The organism is Thauera aromatica K172 (assembly GCF_003030465.1).
GTDB classification, from domain to species: domain Bacteria; phylum Pseudomonadota; class Gammaproteobacteria; order Burkholderiales; family Rhodocyclaceae; genus Thauera; species Thauera aromatica.
This window is the reverse complement of sequence record NZ_CP028339.1, coordinates 697,912-711,300: the sequence shown is the minus strand read 5'-3', so window position 1 is coordinate 711,300 and position 13,389 is coordinate 697,912. Positions and strand designations below refer to the sequence as shown.

The following is a 13,389-nucleotide window of genomic DNA, read 5'->3' as shown; positions in this document are numbered from 1 at the left end:
AGCGGGGGCTTCGGCCTCCGCTTTTTTCCATGCGGCAGCACCGAACAGGTATGCGGGGTGCCCGCGATGCGCATTGTTTGTTGGGGCGGCAGCGGGTTCGCGTTCGACTATGGCTCTGATCAACTTCCAGGGCACGCGACATGCCAGCATCTTTATTCCGCTTCGCATCCGGCTGGCGAACCCTTGGCCTGGCCGTTGCACTGCCGGCATCCTTGGCCGTTTTCAGCCCAGCCACCTTCGCCGCCGATGTGGTGGTCGTCACCGACAGCCGCCACCCGGTCAAGACCATGGGTGGCGAGCGGTTGATCGAGTTGGATGAAGGCCCGCGCATCGAAGCCGAGCTTTCCGCACAGCTGCCCGCCGATCCTGAGCAGGCCACGGCCATCGTCAAGCGCCGTCTGAACAACGGCGGTGCCGACCTCCAGCGCCGCATTGCTTCCGCATACCAGGGCGTCGCCGACGCATGGAGCCTGGGCGTCACCAGCATCCCGGCGGTCGTGGTGGATCAGCGTTACGTGGTCTATGGCGAGCCGGACGTGGCCCGTGCCGTCGCGCGCATCGAGCAACACCGGAGGCCGCAGCCATGACCCGACCCTTCGAGCGGATGCGCCGCCTGCGTGCTGGCGTGGTCTCAGTGCTGCTGCTCAGCGCCACGGGCAGCTACGCCCTCAACACCGCAACCATCGTTGGCTCAGTGGCATCGCCGGACTGCCTCGAATACCGCGTCGTCGGCATCTGCTACTGGCTCTACTGCACCTGGACGGGCTGCACGGTGCGCACATCCATCAAGGTCCGCCACTACATCCCCGATGCGGTCGTCTCCAGCTACAGCAACACCGGCGAGAACCCTTGGGTCGAAGTCCGGGCGATGAGCGCGCCCAACCCATCCGCGCAGGCCGGCGGGGACGGCACCACCAACGAAGACCACGAAAACAATCTCGCCAAGTTCAAGAACGCGGACGTCATCGGCCATCCCGGCGTCGAGGTGTTCAACCAGTTCGTCTCATCGTCGGGCTACTTCTGCGAGGGCGCGGGCACGGCGTTCATGCCGTATCTGCTCAGCACCCTGGACACACTGGCCTGGCGCTACAACGTGCCGGAGATGGCCTACCCGGAGGCACTAATTCCGGGCAGGCGCGAGGTCGGCGCGCGCACCACGATGAACCTGTGGGGCAACGTCTATCCGCGCGGCGGCTTCCTGCACCAGGCCGACGACCACAAGGCCGGCGCCGTGGTGGCCCAGCGCGCCGGCGATGTCGTCACGCGCCGTGGGCAGATTCACGTCTATCAGCCGCTGCTCGCCAACTCGCGGCCCGGTTACTGGCCTGCCGGCGCGCTGATGGAAGGCGATGCCTCGACGGGCAAGTGGCAGGAACTCACGCCCGTCCTGTCCTCGTCCTGCACGGTGTTCCCGCGCAGCGGCTTCCTGACCCAGGCGCAGCAGGGCGATTACGCCTGGGCGCTGTGGCGGCCCTATGCGTGCTGCGAACGTCGCGGCCAGGTATTCCTCGGCAGCGTCGATTTCCAATGAGGGTACGGCGATGAAGCGTCCTGAACTGACAAACCTCTCCACCAAGGCGTGCCGCCTGCTGCGTCCCACGGTATTGGCTGGGCTGCTGGCTGGCGCACTCGTTCTTGGCGGCGGCCTGGCGTGGGCGCAGGCCGGATTTCAGACCGGCGGCTCCGTGATCGGCGACGAAGTGATGTATTCGATTGGCGGCGGCAGCGCGGTGTCCATGGGCCGCGTGGCCGGCATGCGCTCGATCGGCGTTGGCGTGGGCTGGAACAGCAACCTGATCTGCGGCGACATGAGCATCCAGACCACGCTGCGCAACCAGCTCAACGGCGTCACCAACGGCTTTCAGCAGATCATGAGCAACGTGATCCAGAGCGCCACCAGCGCGGTGGCATCGCTGCCTGCGCTGATCATCCAGCGCGCCGATCCCGGCCTGTACAACCTGCTGACCAACGGCGTGCTGCAGGCGCGCCTGGATTTCGACCGATCCAAGCTGACCTGCCGTGCCATGGCCGAGAAGATGGCCGACACGGCGGGCGGACAACTCGGCTGGAGCCAGATGGCCGAAGGCATGGCACTGCGCGATGCGGTGTCGAGCACGGATGCCGTGTCGGCAATTGAACAGGCGGAGACGCGCCGCGGCAACGACGGCGTGCCTTGGGTGGGTGGTAGCAATGCGGGCGGCGCAGGCCAGTCGGCCATCCGCGTGGTCGGCGACGTCACCCGCGCAGGCTACAACCTGGTCAACGGCCGCAGCGTGACCGACACATCGTCCATCGCTGCCGCCAGTTGCGCGAGTCTGTCTTGCCAGACCTGGACCTCGCCACAGCAGGCGACCGAATGGGCCACACGGGTTCTCGGCGAACAGGTGCAGCGCACTTGCGATGCCTGCACCAAGACCGAAACGGTGCCCGGCGTCGGGCTGACGCCGCTGATCCAGGAGGAGTACGAGGCAAAGCTGGAAGCCTTGCAGGAACTGGTCTCGGGAACGCGCAACACCACCTTCGAGAACCTGCGTGCGGCTGGCAGCACCTCGCTGCCCATCACACGCGGCGTCATCGAGGCGCTGCGCGACGAGCCGGATCAAGACCTGCTGGCGCGGCGCCTGGCCTCGGAGGTCGCGCTGGCGTCGGTGCTGGAGAAGGCATTGCTGCTCCAGCGCACCCTGCTGACCGGCAAGAAGGAGCCCAACGTCGCGGCGAACCAGTTGGCGGTCGAGGCCGTGAACCACGAGAGCGACACGCTCGACCAGGAAATCCGCAACCTCAAGACCGAGCTGGAGCTGCGCCGCGAGCTGGCGAACAACTCCCCCATGGCCATCATCCAGCGCCACGGCACGCGCGCGGCTGGCTCGCGTGGCATCTACGAAGGCGATCCCATTCCCGACCGCCTTGACCGGCTCCAGAAGGGCAATCCGGGAGGCAACCCATGAACCCGACGCGCGCCAGTTGGCTGCGCCCGCGCTGGCTGCTGAATCGGCGCGCGGCGAAGGCATTGCTGTGGACGGTGGTGCTCGTCGCCGCTGCCGTGGGCGCCAACATCGTCGGCATTTTTCTCGTCGGCAGCATTGACAACTGGGAGCGCTGGCTGACGGCCACGGCGGGCTACTTCCTGGTGTGGCGGCTGTGCCTGTATGGCGCAACCGCCTACGGCTGGGTCTGGATGCGTCGCCGGCTGCTGGCGCGTGAGGCCCAACGCGGGGCGGATAGGCAGGCGCGGCGGCGACTGCTGCGCAGCGAGATCGCTGGCGTCGCCGCCATTGTGGCGCTGGAAGCCAGCCTGTTGCTGCAGGCCGCTTGAGGGGAGATCGGGGTCATGACGCTTTTCACCACCGACTACTTGGAGTACTACCTGACGCTGGTGTCGTGGATCGTCCATAACGGCATCTGGGCGGTGCTGGTGGCGAGCGGTGTCTTCGCGCTGCCTTTGATTGTCATCATCGTGCAGGAATGGCTGAAGGCCCGTGCGGAGGGCGCCGACGAAGGCAACAAGGGCGTGCTCTCGGCTGCGCGCATCGAGAACCGGGTCTTCGTCGCCATCGTGGTGGTGATGTTCGCCGGCATCCCATTCATCGACGTGGATCTCAACACCATCCGCTACGACAGCTCGCGCTCGGCCCAATGCCAGGTCAGCGTGCCGCAGCCCACCGATACCGGCTGGTCGCAGTCCTTCAGCACCATCAACAACCAGTCGGCGAAGGTGCCCGTCTGGTGGGCCTTTATGCACACACTCTCGCGAGCAGTGACCGGTGCCTCGGTGGCGGCGATTCCCTGCGGCACCGACTTGCGGCAGATGCGCATGGAGATCGATGCGACGCGCATCGACGACCCGGTATTGGCTCAGGAAGTGGCGGATTTCTCGCGAGACTGCTACGGACCGGCGCGCGCCAAATTGTTCATGCAGCGTCCTCAGCTTGATGAGCAGCAGATGCACGACGTGACTTGGATCGGCTCGCGCTTCTTCACGGACACGGGCGGCTACTACGACAGCTACCGCTCCAGCACACCACGCGATGACTGGCCCTACGACAGCACCCGTGACGCCGGGCTTGCGCAGGTGGCCAGCGGTGGCGGCTATCCGACCTGCAGGCAGTGGTGGGCCGATGGCAGCAACGGCCTGCGCGCACGCCTGCTGGGGCAGGTAGACCCAAGCCTGCTGAATCGCCTGGCGGGCTGGGCCGGTTTCCTGAGCCGGGCCGAGGTGGACGACTCGGTGATCCGTACCATCGCCTCGCCACGGCAGCAGAAATTGAACCAAGGCAGCGTCTATACCGACTACGGTGGCCAGATCGACAAGACCCTGCCGAACATCGTAACGCGGGCCACGGGCGACGTCGGAATGGCCGTCGGCGCGATTGCCGCATTTCCCGCCATGGACGTGGTGCGCCAGGCGCTGCCTATGGTGCTCGCCTTGCTCAAGATGGCGCTGGTCATCTGCATCCCGCTGGTGCTGGTTGTGGGCACCTATGACTTGAAGACGGTCGTTACCGTGAGCGTCGTGCAGTTCGCGCTGTTCTTCGTCGATTTCTGGTTCCAGCTCGCGCGCTGGATCGACAGCACCATCCTCGATGCGCTTTATGGCTGGGGCTTCGGCTGGAACCGGCCACACGCCAACTTCGATCCACTGGTGGGGCTGAACAACGCCTTTGGCGACCTGTTGTTGAACTTCGTTATGGGGACGATGTTCATCGTGCTGCCCACCTTTTGGATCGGTGCGCTGACCTGGGCCGGAATCCGCGCTGGAACGATCGCAAACAGTTTCTCAGCAGGTACGAGGGACGCAGGCGCTGCCGGTGGAAAAGGAGCTGGCGCAATGTCAAGGAAGTTGAAGTGACGCACGCTCAAGCCGAGTGTCAGTCATCATCCTTGTACATCTCATGAGATGTGTCGTTGTAGAGATTCGGGTCATAACCCGGTGTCTCTCGAAGTTCTTCCAAGGTGGTAGGAAACTGCAAATGGAACTCTTCGTCTGAATGGCTCTGATTTGCTGCCCATCCCACAGCCACGACACAAACCAACAGCAGTGCCAGCCAGAACGCGGAATAGAGCAGTACACCGAGCACGGCCAGCTTGACCACCCACAACAGCACGGTGGCACCAGCTACCGGCACACCCTTGGATACCAACCAGTTCGACGCCCGCCGTTCGCCACGCGCATAGGCGCGCCACCCACGGCCAAAGCTGCGGCCGAGGCGTTCTGCGGTGCTGATGCGGGTCGTCGTGCTCATGGTCGTCACCTGCTACATGTGAAATCGCTACTCCAGTTTGCTCCAATCCTGCTTGCTTGCCTGTACCAATGCGCTCCATTCGTCCGGCGGGTTCCCGCGCCCGAGCATCTTCTCGAACACGGCATACGGGTCTGATTTGCTTCCCGAAGACCGCAGAGTCTGCTCATCGTTGACCCAGGCGTACACGATGACTTTGGCCTTCGAGTCGTAGCGGAAGAACAGTCGGTATCGCCTTCCGAGCTTGGCCCGCCGCCAGTGGCGATAGGCCGATCCCATGGTGTTGCCCTGGCGGTATTCGTCGCGCGCCGGATCACTCGGCACCACGTCTTGCATCAACTGGACCAAGGCCCGGAAGAACTTGACGTTGGCGTTCGATCCGAACCCTTCCGGGTCGTTCTCTTGGGCGCGCAGCACGGCCGCGCGCAGCTTCATCATCTGCTCGATCAGGTTGTCGTGGAACAGCAGTGACCAGCCATGCTGTTGCATCAGATCTCCACGTCCTCATCGAAATCATCGCCCAGGTCCACCTTGTGCCCAGCGTGCTCCAGCATGGTGCGAGCCAGATCCTCGGGCAGGCCACGCACATTCCGGCCCGCTTCAATATCGCGGGCCAGCAAGGTCAGGAACGCGGCAATGGCAGGGTCTTCATGCTCGGCGTCAGCACGGGTGACGACGACTTCGCCGCCGCGCAGGTCGAACGCAACTTTGCCGCCCGTATCCACCCCCAGCGCCTGCCGGATGGACTTGGGCAGCGTGATCTGGCCTTTGGAGGTCAGCGTGGCAACTTCGTGAATGGCAGGCATGGTGGCTCTCCTGATCGCAATGCCTACATTGTAAGGAAATATCCTTACCTCGTCAATGAAAGGTCTCACCGGGGTTCTCCAGCATCCAACAATGAACCTCATCGTAGGGTGGGAACAGCCAGCCTTCCCGCATCAATCCGACCCCGCCACACCCGCATTGACGGTGGACGATCAATGCTCACCACTCTATATCCAAAGGCTTCTAAAGGCCAAAGGGCCGAAATGGCAAGGGAATGGGGTGCAAGGGGAAAGGCCCTACCCGAAAAGGCGAAAAGGCCTCCCGCTTGGCCCGCAACCAGGACACCCACATGCTCTCTCTGTTCCAGCGAAAACGGCCCCTGGACGCTGCCGCTCCATCGCCAGCACCCACCACCGATCTCCCGAAAGGGCTGATCTGGCCGGAATCAGCCGCGTCGCTGCTGGCGACACCGCGCCGACAGAAGCTGCTGGAACACATCTGGCAGCGCACCTCGCTCTCGCGCAGGCAGTTCGCCGCGCTGTACCGCGCGCCGCTGGAACGCTATGCCGAGCTGGTCCAGGCTTTCCCCGCCTCCGAAGCGCATCACCATGCTTACCCAGGCGGCATGCTCGACCACGGGCTGGAAATCGTCGCCTACAGCCTCAAGCTGCGGCAGTCCCATTTGCTGCCCATCGGCGCCAACCCCGAGGACCAGGCCGCGCAAGCCGAAGCCTGGACTGCTGCCGTCGCCTACGCCGCACTGCTGCACGACATCGGCAAGATCGCCGTCGATCTGCACGTGGAGCTGGCCGACGGCAGCACTTGGCATCCGTGGCACGGCCCGCTGCGCCAGCCATACCGATTCCGCTACCGCGACGATCGCGAGTACCGCCTGCACAGCGCCGCGACAGGTTTGCTCTACCACCAACTGCTCGACCGTGAGGCCCTGGACTGGCTCAGCGGCTATCCGTCCCTGTGGGCACCACTGCTCTACGTCCTGGCCGGGCAGTACGAGCACGCCGGCGTACTGGGCGAACTTGTCGTGCAGGCAGACCGGGCCTCGGTGGCCCAGGAGCTGGGCGGCGATCCGGCCCGCGCCATGGCTGCGCCCAAGCACGCGCTGCAGCGCAAGCTGCTCGACGGGTTGCGCTACCTGCTCAAGGAACAGTTGAAACTGAACCAGCCGGAAGCCTCCGATGGCTGGCTCACCGACGATGCCCTGTGGCTGGTGAGCAAAACGGTCTCGGACAAACTGCGTGCGCACCTGCTGTCCCAAGGCGTCGATGGCATCCCTGCGAACAACACCGCGGTGTTCAACGTCCTCCAGGATCACGGCATGTTGCAGCCGGCGCCCGACGGCAAGGCTATTTGGCGCGCGACCATAACCAGTTCCACCGGCTGGTCCCACTCGTTCACCCTGTTGCGCCTCGCTCCTGCGCTGATCTGGGAATCTGGCGAGCGACCGACGCCTTTTGCAGGCACGGTAGCGATCGACGCGGCAGTCGCCGAAAACGACGCCGAGGCGCCGAAAATGCCGCCTGCGGCCATGGCGAAGGCAGCCCCGAACGGTCAGAAACTTCCATCTTGGGAAGGCAGTAGTACCGTCACCGCCTCACCGCCTAAGGCCCAGCCCGTGTCCGATGTCATGGAGGACATGCTGGCAATGGTGAGCACGAGCGGCTCGCCTGGTGCCGAGCAGGATGTGGAGCCGGTCGCACAGAGAAGCTACCCCGCAGACCCCAGCACTCCTATGCCAGCGACTGCCGCAGTGCTTCCTTCGCCACCACCATCTACTGCTAAACCACCCCTAACAGCAGCGCCCCCGTCAGGCGAACATTTCATGATGTGGCTGAAACAGGGAATTGCTTCGCGCCGGCTCATCATCAACGACGCAAAAGCGCTCGTGCATTCCGTGAATGACACGGCCTACTTGGTCAGCCCAGGTGTGTTCCAGCGCTACGTCCAGGAGCACCCTCATGTCGGCACGCTGGCACGGCAGGACAAGATGCCGGATTGGCAGTGGGTGCAGAAGCGCTTTGAGAAACTGGGGTTGCATCGAAAGCACGACAGCGGCTTGAACATCTGGATCTGTGAAGTCACCGGGCCGCGCAAGTCCCGGAAGCTGCATGGGTATTTGCTGATCGATGCGAATTGGTTGTTCGATGCAGTACCACCCAACAATCCTTATCTCAGAGTTACGCAAGAGATTTGAGCATGGAGTCCTACGTGGCGGTGAGATACGGTAGAGTTCGCCTTGGTAGGTTAGCGGCTAGCCAAGGTGTCCAGCACAAAGTCAGCGCGTTGCGCCACTCTGATCTTGGGCAACCGCGATACCGCATAGCCCAGCGCTGGATAGGTGCGCTGAAGCCGCTCGAATTCAGCCCGCGCTTCATCCATGCTGTGACGGCGTTCTTCGTCCTGCACATAGATTTCAGGCCACGGCGGGGCCAGAAAGATGCGCGAGTGGTAGCGATGCGACTGGGCAATCGTGTCCAGAATAGTAGTGCCGTCCAGTGCCTGGGGTGCTGCCGCCGCGTCGATCAGGCCACGGTCGAAGAACACCCATTGCGTATTGCTGCGTGGCGCATTGGCATGGTTGTCTAGCGCAAGGTCGATGGCCCCGCGCAGGAAGGCCGTCATGTCGAGCCACGGCAGGGCCTGGCCGCCCGTGCGTGTTTGTTCCTGAACGATACGCCGTCCAGGCTCCTCAATTACGGCATCCCTGGATTTCCATTCAACCCCCACAAACGAGAACGACGATCAACTATCTCCTGAAAGGCCATCAGCATCCATCAAGGCCAGCATGCCAACAATGAGTGCGTGCATGCCCTGTTGAGTTCGGCCTCCATCTCGGCTTCCTCCGTCGCACGGTCTGCATCCACGACGGGTTCCCGTTCGGCGACCGAGTACACCGTGTCGGCCACGGCAAGGCAGTGGAACGCCACGGTGGTCAACAGCCAGCGCGCATGCTCCATCGATATGCCGTAGGCCTGAGCGATGTGGCGTTGGTGGCCGACGATTTTGTCGAGCATGGGCTGGGTCGCCGCCAGACGGCGGATCACGTTGGGTACGCCTTGCCGTCGCCAAGATGCTTGGGCTTGAGCATCGGCGTCTCGTGGGCGTGCAGCACCACGTGGCGACGCAGTTCGTCATCCAGCGCCTTTACCATCGGCTGCAGTTGCGCGCCGCACGCACCGACCCACTGTGCCAGCGTCGAGCGGGCAACAGTAAGTCTGATGCTCTTTGCGCATTCAGATGAATGCATTACGCCCATACGAAATCCGAAATCAGCTCGGCCGCGCACAGCAGATGGCAGTTGTCTATGGCTGTAAATGCGCTTCCCGCAGAGCCATGTCCTCTCTCAGAATACGCTGGATCTCCAGTATCGCGGCCGCGCTCTGTTGCACGCTGTGCCCCGAAATAATGACTTTCTCGGACTGTGCGCCGGGAAGATGTGCGCTGCGATAAGGCACAAGACCGTCATCGGAATCATCGAGGGCCACTTCGGAATTGGCTTGGGCCACGATCGAGTGATAGCGCACCTGGGATGAGATGGGAAAGCCCGCCGCCGTACGCACGAACGGATCGTTTTCGTCGAGATTGTTCACGCTATTGGGAATGGTTGCCAGGCTTTCACGGCTGCTGGCGGCCGCATTGGGTGCCAGTGTATGGGCGAGTTCTTCGAGCACCGTAATGGGAAAGCGGATAAATCCCGCCATCCAGCGCCCCAGGCGTCCACCCGCGACCGATGTGCCCCGATGAGGCGCCGCGATGAAGATGGCACTGCTGACATTCGGGAAGGGCTCGAAGCGCAACATGGGATCAATGCGCCTGATCTGCTGCGGCGTCAACCGACTGTGATCCGCAGCCAATTGCACCAGCGATTGATCGGTTGACGACACCATCAACCGCGCGATGACCCCGCCCATGCTATGCCCCACCAGCACGAGGTCGGACGACGCCGGCGCTTGGCCGGATGGGTCGAAATGCGTCAGCGTATCCCCGAGCGCCCTGCGAATCATGGCGTGGTTCAACGCGACTGGCATGTTGGTCGGGTAGTAGACCTGCCAGATCTGGTAATGCTGGCGCAGGGCCTCATCGCCCAGGATTTCGTTGGCGAGTTCCACCCAGGCTTCAGGGCTGCTGGCCAGTCCGTGCAGCATGACGATGATCCGCCTGTTCGGATCGTAGGGCTGCATCAAGTAGACGTGCGGGCGGTCGATGCCACCCTCGCGCCCGAGCAGGCTGCGCAGCGACTGGCGGTTGAAATTGGCACGGGCCAGCCATACGCCATAGCCGGCCGTGAAATTGGCCGCCAGCGGCACACGTTGGCCGCGCAGCATAATGGCCGATTCCACATAGGGGTCATGCACCGTCAGACGGGCTGTACGAGCATGCAGCACGCTGTCCAAGTTGTCTCCGTCGGGATGCAGCAGAACCGTCATGGACGGCGCGGGCATCTCGCTCCAGGGCAGCGGTTGCTGATCATGTTTTGCCGCTGGGCGACCACCCCGAGTTGGGGCGGCGCTCAGGGACTCGTCCGGAATGACCGCCACAAGCTCGGCGCCAAAGCCGTCGCGCCGGTAGAGGCTACGCAATCCACGGAAAGACAGGGACGAGGCTGGCAGGAGTTCGGCTGGCACCGCCGTACTGCCCGGTAAGCGCGCGCCGCGCATATCCAGCTTCAGTTCCCAGCCTGCAATGTTCCAACTGGTCTGGTCGGGCAACTGCGTCGGCATTTGTTGCCGAACTTCGAACATGCCGGTGGCCGCATGCTCGACGGCATAGTTATACCAATCCCGCACTTGGGTCTGGCGATCCTCGAAGGCCCGCTCTCCCGGAGTATGGTCACCAAGGAACAGATAAGCATAGGCATAGCGAATCGTCTCAAGCCAGGCGGCTTGCTGCGCTGAGCCGGGCTTCATGGCCTGAGCCTGCGCCAGCCATAGTTCGGACAGTGCAGCCAGGCGTCTATCCGTGGCGACCCCCGTCACGGTAGCCAAGGCCTCCGCGCACTCCGAGGAGATCGGCTTTGCGCATGCCTGCTCATCCAATGCCGCCACCCTGATGGTCTGGACAGTCGCATCGCTGAGCTTGCCACGTGTCAGGATGTCGCCGCGCTTGAGTTCGATGGCCTCCCTGGCAGGTAGCGTATGAACTTCAACCACTGGGCCGAACTCGCGCAGGATCGAGCAGCCCCCCAGCAGCAGCGGAGCAAGAGCGGCGCATGCAATGAGAAGGCAGGCCTGCGGGAACCTCATGGATTCACCTCGTTGGCAGGGATGCCTGGCACGCCTTGTCGAATCGACATCGAGAAGTCATCCTCTGACACATCGGAAGCAAGGGCACGTTCGTTGATATGCCCCAGTGCCTGCAATTCATCGTAACGATAGCCAGGCGTCAATCCATGCAGGTCGTAGACGTACCGCGCAAAATATCCAGACAGCAGCAGGCGATAGTCCATTGGCAATGCGGGCGCAATGACCCGGGCCAGCTCGAATACGATGGTCGTGCAGTTACTGGTTAACGTGTTGTAAAAGCGCGGTTTCTGCCGCAGTTCATTGGCCGCGTTCAGATACTCCAGAAACAACGCGCGGGCACTCGCCTGATTCATCTGCAAGCGATAGAGATAAACATCTTCGCCTCGCGCGTTGCTGCGCGTACGCACAATGTCTCGCTCATCGGCGGCTACCAGGATCTGCTCGAACTGACGGAAGAATCCTCCTACCGCCGAGAAGGACTCATGGCGTTCCTTGCGAATTTCCAGCGAGAACACCACGCGTTCACCGCCATCGAAGCCGAACGACACCAGGGTGTGGGCGATGTGCGGCCCCATCCAGTAGGAAAGCACCAAGTCGGCGCTGCGCAGACGATCCAGGTCGTATGTGCGGCTCTCCCACTGCGGGGTGTAGTCGGTTTCGCTGCGCCACTGGAAGTTGCGCACATTATTCAGGTGAACATGGTTGCCGTCGATCCTGGCCTCCAGCAACTGAGCGACATCGTCAGCCCATACACGCTGGTGTGACGGCTGCAGCGTCCCCCACCACATGAGCAGGGAGGCGGCTGCGATCACAAATGCGAATCCGGCGATGTTGCGATTGCGCCGCCCAAGCAAGCCCGCCCGCGACAAGACAACGGTCACACCCAATGTGGACCACATGGCAATGACGAACCATCGCACCACCGAAGGTCCCGGCATCTGATGCCACAGAGCCAGCGCACCCCACACAGTCAGCAGCAGTACCACAAAGCCGATCGCCAAGCCTGCAAGGGCGCGCAGGACTCTGTGCATCACTCCGCTCATTGAGGCTGCAAAAGCTCAAGCAACAGTTGCCGGTGCGCATCCCGTAACTGCACCAGCGAGATGGAAGGATTCCCCTTGGACAGCATCGAGGAACTCAGCCACAGCACTGCGGGCGCGAGCGCCAACGGGAAGAAGTGTTCGGTCAAGACGCCTGGGCGAATGACGCCTCGGCGTATGTTGCGGTGGATGATCGTCTGCGCCCGCTCTTTCAGCCCGAGCGCAACTTCGTTGTGCCAACGCTGCACCAGCTCTGGAGTTCGGGCGCTTTCGGCCAGAAGCAGCCGGTAGATCGACATCGTGGCAGGGGAGCTGAAGGTCGCGTACAGGCGATCCAGGTAGACATCTACCAGCTCTGGCAACGTCAGATCCTCATCCGGGAGCCAGCCCTGGAAATCACAAATCTGCTTCCTCGTACGTTCGAGCAAGGCGTGAAAAATTTCTTCCTTGCTTTTGAAGTGGGCATAGATGCCAGCCTTGGACAAGCCCGCGCATTCCGCCAGGCGCTCCATCGACACTGCGTTGTATGTCCGATCCGCGAATTCGACCAGGGCCGCGTCGAGTATTTCCTCTTTCCTGGCGGCAGAGGACAGGTAGCGGCGCTTGTTGTCTGGCGCGTCATCTTTCTTGGGTGGCATTCAAAGGCTCTGTTCAAAGATCTGAGGGGTGTTCCCATGGGCCTGTCACCGGCTCTACCAAGAATCAGGGCCTTCCTTGAACCCAAGCCGGCAGCTCGAATTGACCTGCGTCAATGACCGACGAGCCCGCTGATTGCGGTTCTTGGATTGTAACGTATAATTGAAAACAACCGTCCAGTCGTTTGTTTTCAGATTTCACAATGCAGATCAACACAGGGCGCGAGTGAACCTGGCACATCGGGTTACGACACAGGAAGAGCGCCCTATCAACCAGCCGGGGAACACGGGGATGCACATATCAACAAGGAGATGAAGTGGGCTTGACAGCACTTGCAAGCAAGAAAGTAGGGCCTGCGGACACCAGCCACGAACCCCGCATTGCGCGGGTGGCAGCCATTCCCTCCTCTGCGACCAGACCCTCTTCAGCCCGATACCTGTACGGAAC

At 62.6% G+C, this 13,389-nt stretch carries 15 protein-coding genes; 6 read left to right on the top strand and 9 right to left on the bottom strand.

Annotated features, from left to right (window positions below):
• The first annotated feature begins 140 nt into the window (after window positions 1-140).
• Genes Tharo_RS03475 through Tharo_RS03455 form a run of 5 tightly spaced genes read left to right on the top strand, consistent with a single transcriptional unit; the run spans window position 141 to window position 4,849 of the window.
• Window positions 141-587, top strand: a complete 447-nt coding sequence (locus Tharo_RS03475) for a TIGR03757 family integrating conjugative element protein (protein WP_008266034.1) — start codon at window positions 141-143, stop codon at window positions 585-587.
• Window positions 584-1,531 carry a TIGR03756 family integrating conjugative element protein gene (locus Tharo_RS03470; protein WP_012205991.1) on the top strand — a complete coding sequence of 316 codons (948 nt, stop codon included), beginning with the start codon at window positions 584-586 and terminating at the stop codon, window positions 1,529-1,531. Before Tharo_RS03475 ends, Tharo_RS03470 begins: the two co-directional genes overlap by 4 nt.
• 10 nt (window positions 1,532-1,541) lie before the next feature.
• Window positions 1,542-2,948: an integrating conjugative element protein gene (locus tag Tharo_RS03465; RefSeq protein ID WP_012205992.1), complete on the top strand. Its 1,407-nt coding sequence runs from the start codon at window positions 1,542-1,544 to the stop codon at window positions 2,946-2,948.
• Window positions 2,945-3,316 (top strand): hypothetical protein, encoded by a 372-nt coding sequence (locus Tharo_RS03460; RefSeq protein WP_008264618.1) that lies wholly within the window; start codon window positions 2,945-2,947, stop codon window positions 3,314-3,316. Before Tharo_RS03465 ends, Tharo_RS03460 begins: the two co-directional genes overlap by 4 nt.
• Before the next feature lie 15 nt (window positions 3,317-3,331).
• On the top strand, window positions 3,332-4,849 hold the full coding sequence (locus tag Tharo_RS03455) for a conjugal transfer protein TraG N-terminal domain-containing protein (protein WP_107220010.1): 1,518 nt from the start codon (window positions 3,332-3,334) through the stop codon (window positions 4,847-4,849).
• Between the two features lie 19 nt (window positions 4,850-4,868).
• Here Tharo_RS03455 and Tharo_RS03450 read toward each other — a convergent pair whose 3' ends face one another.
• Genes Tharo_RS03450 through Tharo_RS03440 form a run of 3 tightly spaced genes read right to left on the bottom strand, consistent with a single transcriptional unit; the run spans window position 4,869 to window position 6,046 of the window.
• The gene (locus Tharo_RS03450; protein WP_107220009.1) at window positions 4,869-5,243 is read right to left on the bottom strand and encodes a DUF3742 family protein; all 375 of its coding nucleotides are present in this window, start codon (window positions 5,241-5,243) and stop codon (window positions 4,869-4,871) included.
• Between the two features lie 27 nt (window positions 5,244-5,270).
• Window positions 5,271-5,729 carry a type II toxin-antitoxin system YhaV family toxin gene (locus Tharo_RS03445; protein WP_012205993.1) on the bottom strand — a complete coding sequence of 153 codons (459 nt, stop codon included), beginning with the start codon at window positions 5,727-5,729 and terminating at the stop codon, window positions 5,271-5,273.
• A complete protein-coding gene (locus Tharo_RS03440; RefSeq protein WP_008265574.1) occupies window positions 5,729-6,046 on the bottom strand; it encodes a type II toxin-antitoxin system PrlF family antitoxin in 318 nt (105 codons plus the stop codon). The genes Tharo_RS03445 and Tharo_RS03440 overlap by 1 nt, the downstream gene beginning before the upstream one ends.
• A 308-nt stretch (window positions 6,047-6,354) precedes the next feature.
• On the opposite strand from Tharo_RS03440, the gene mobH reads away from it, so the two are divergent.
• The gene (gene mobH / locus Tharo_RS03435) at window positions 6,355-8,217 is read left to right on the top strand and encodes a MobH family relaxase (RefSeq protein WP_107220008.1); all 1,863 of its coding nucleotides are present in this window, start codon (window positions 6,355-6,357) and stop codon (window positions 8,215-8,217) included.
• Between the two features lie 50 nt (window positions 8,218-8,267).
• Here the strand turns inward: mobH and Tharo_RS03430 are convergent, their stop codons facing one another.
• From Tharo_RS03430 to Tharo_RS03405, 6 genes are read right to left on the bottom strand one after another with little or no spacing between them, the layout of a single operon-like run.
• A complete protein-coding gene (locus Tharo_RS03430) occupies window positions 8,268-8,750 on the bottom strand; it encodes an AAA family ATPase (RefSeq protein ID WP_013520789.1) in 483 nt (160 codons plus the stop codon).
• A 47-nt stretch (window positions 8,751-8,797) separates the two neighbouring features.
• Window positions 8,798-9,067 carry a hypothetical protein gene (locus Tharo_RS03425; RefSeq protein WP_003050070.1) on the bottom strand — a complete coding sequence of 90 codons (270 nt, stop codon included), beginning with the start codon at window positions 9,065-9,067 and terminating at the stop codon, window positions 8,798-8,800.
• Entirely contained in the window at window positions 9,064-9,279 is a 216-nt protein-coding gene (locus tag Tharo_RS17900; protein ID WP_003050067.1) for an IS66 family transposase, read from the bottom strand. The genes Tharo_RS03425 and Tharo_RS17900 overlap by 4 nt, the downstream gene beginning before the upstream one ends.
• 46 nt (window positions 9,280-9,325) lie before the next feature.
• A complete protein-coding gene (locus tag Tharo_RS03415) occupies window positions 9,326-11,266 on the bottom strand; it encodes an esterase/lipase family protein (RefSeq protein WP_018715741.1) in 1,941 nt (646 codons plus the stop codon).
• Window positions 11,263-12,297 (bottom strand): Lnb N-terminal periplasmic domain-containing protein, encoded by a 1,035-nt coding sequence (locus tag Tharo_RS03410; RefSeq protein WP_018715740.1) that lies wholly within the window; start codon window positions 12,295-12,297, stop codon window positions 11,263-11,265. The genes Tharo_RS03415 and Tharo_RS03410 overlap by 4 nt, the downstream gene beginning before the upstream one ends.
• Before the next feature lie 8 nt (window positions 12,298-12,305).
• Window positions 12,306-12,944 (bottom strand): TetR/AcrR family transcriptional regulator, encoded by a 639-nt coding sequence (locus Tharo_RS03405; protein ID WP_107220007.1) that lies wholly within the window; start codon window positions 12,942-12,944, stop codon window positions 12,306-12,308.
• Between the last annotated feature and the right edge of the window lie 445 nt (window positions 12,945-13,389).

Coding starts and splice junctions, on each gene's coding strand:
- Tharo_RS03445 (WP_012205993.1), bottom strand. CDS start 5,729: ATGCAACAGCATGGCTGGTCACTGCTGTTCCACGACAACCTGATCGAG.
- Tharo_RS03455 (WP_107220010.1), top strand. CDS start 3,332: ATGACGCTTTTCACCACCGACTACTTGGAGTACTACCTGACGCTGGTG.
- Tharo_RS03475 (WP_008266034.1), top strand. CDS start 141: ATGCCAGCATCTTTATTCCGCTTCGCATCCGGCTGGCGAACCCTTGGC.
- Tharo_RS03465 (WP_012205992.1), top strand. CDS start 1,542: ATGAAGCGTCCTGAACTGACAAACCTCTCCACCAAGGCGTGCCGCCTG.
- mobH (WP_107220008.1), top strand. CDS start 6,355: ATGCTCTCTCTGTTCCAGCGAAAACGGCCCCTGGACGCTGCCGCTCCA.
- Tharo_RS03470 (WP_012205991.1), top strand. CDS start 584: ATGACCCGACCCTTCGAGCGGATGCGCCGCCTGCGTGCTGGCGTGGTC.
- Tharo_RS03450 (WP_107220009.1), bottom strand. CDS start 5,243: ATGAGCACGACGACCCGCATCAGCACCGCAGAACGCCTCGGCCGCAGC.
- Tharo_RS03460 (WP_008264618.1), top strand. CDS start 2,945: ATGAACCCGACGCGCGCCAGTTGGCTGCGCCCGCGCTGGCTGCTGAAT.
- Tharo_RS03415 (WP_018715741.1), bottom strand. CDS start 11,266: ATGAGGTTCCCGCAGGCCTGCCTTCTCATTGCATGCGCCGCTCTTGCT.
- Tharo_RS03410 (WP_018715740.1), bottom strand. CDS start 12,297: ATGCACAGAGTCCTGCGCGCCCTTGCAGGCTTGGCGATCGGCTTTGTG.
- Tharo_RS03440 (WP_008265574.1), bottom strand. CDS start 6,046: ATGCCTGCCATTCACGAAGTTGCCACGCTGACCTCCAAAGGCCAGATC.
- Tharo_RS17900 (WP_003050067.1), bottom strand. CDS start 9,279: ATGGGCGTAATGCATTCATCTGAATGCGCAAAGAGCATCAGACTTACT.
- Tharo_RS03405 (WP_107220007.1), bottom strand. CDS start 12,944: ATGCCACCCAAGAAAGATGACGCGCCAGACAACAAGCGCCGCTACCTG.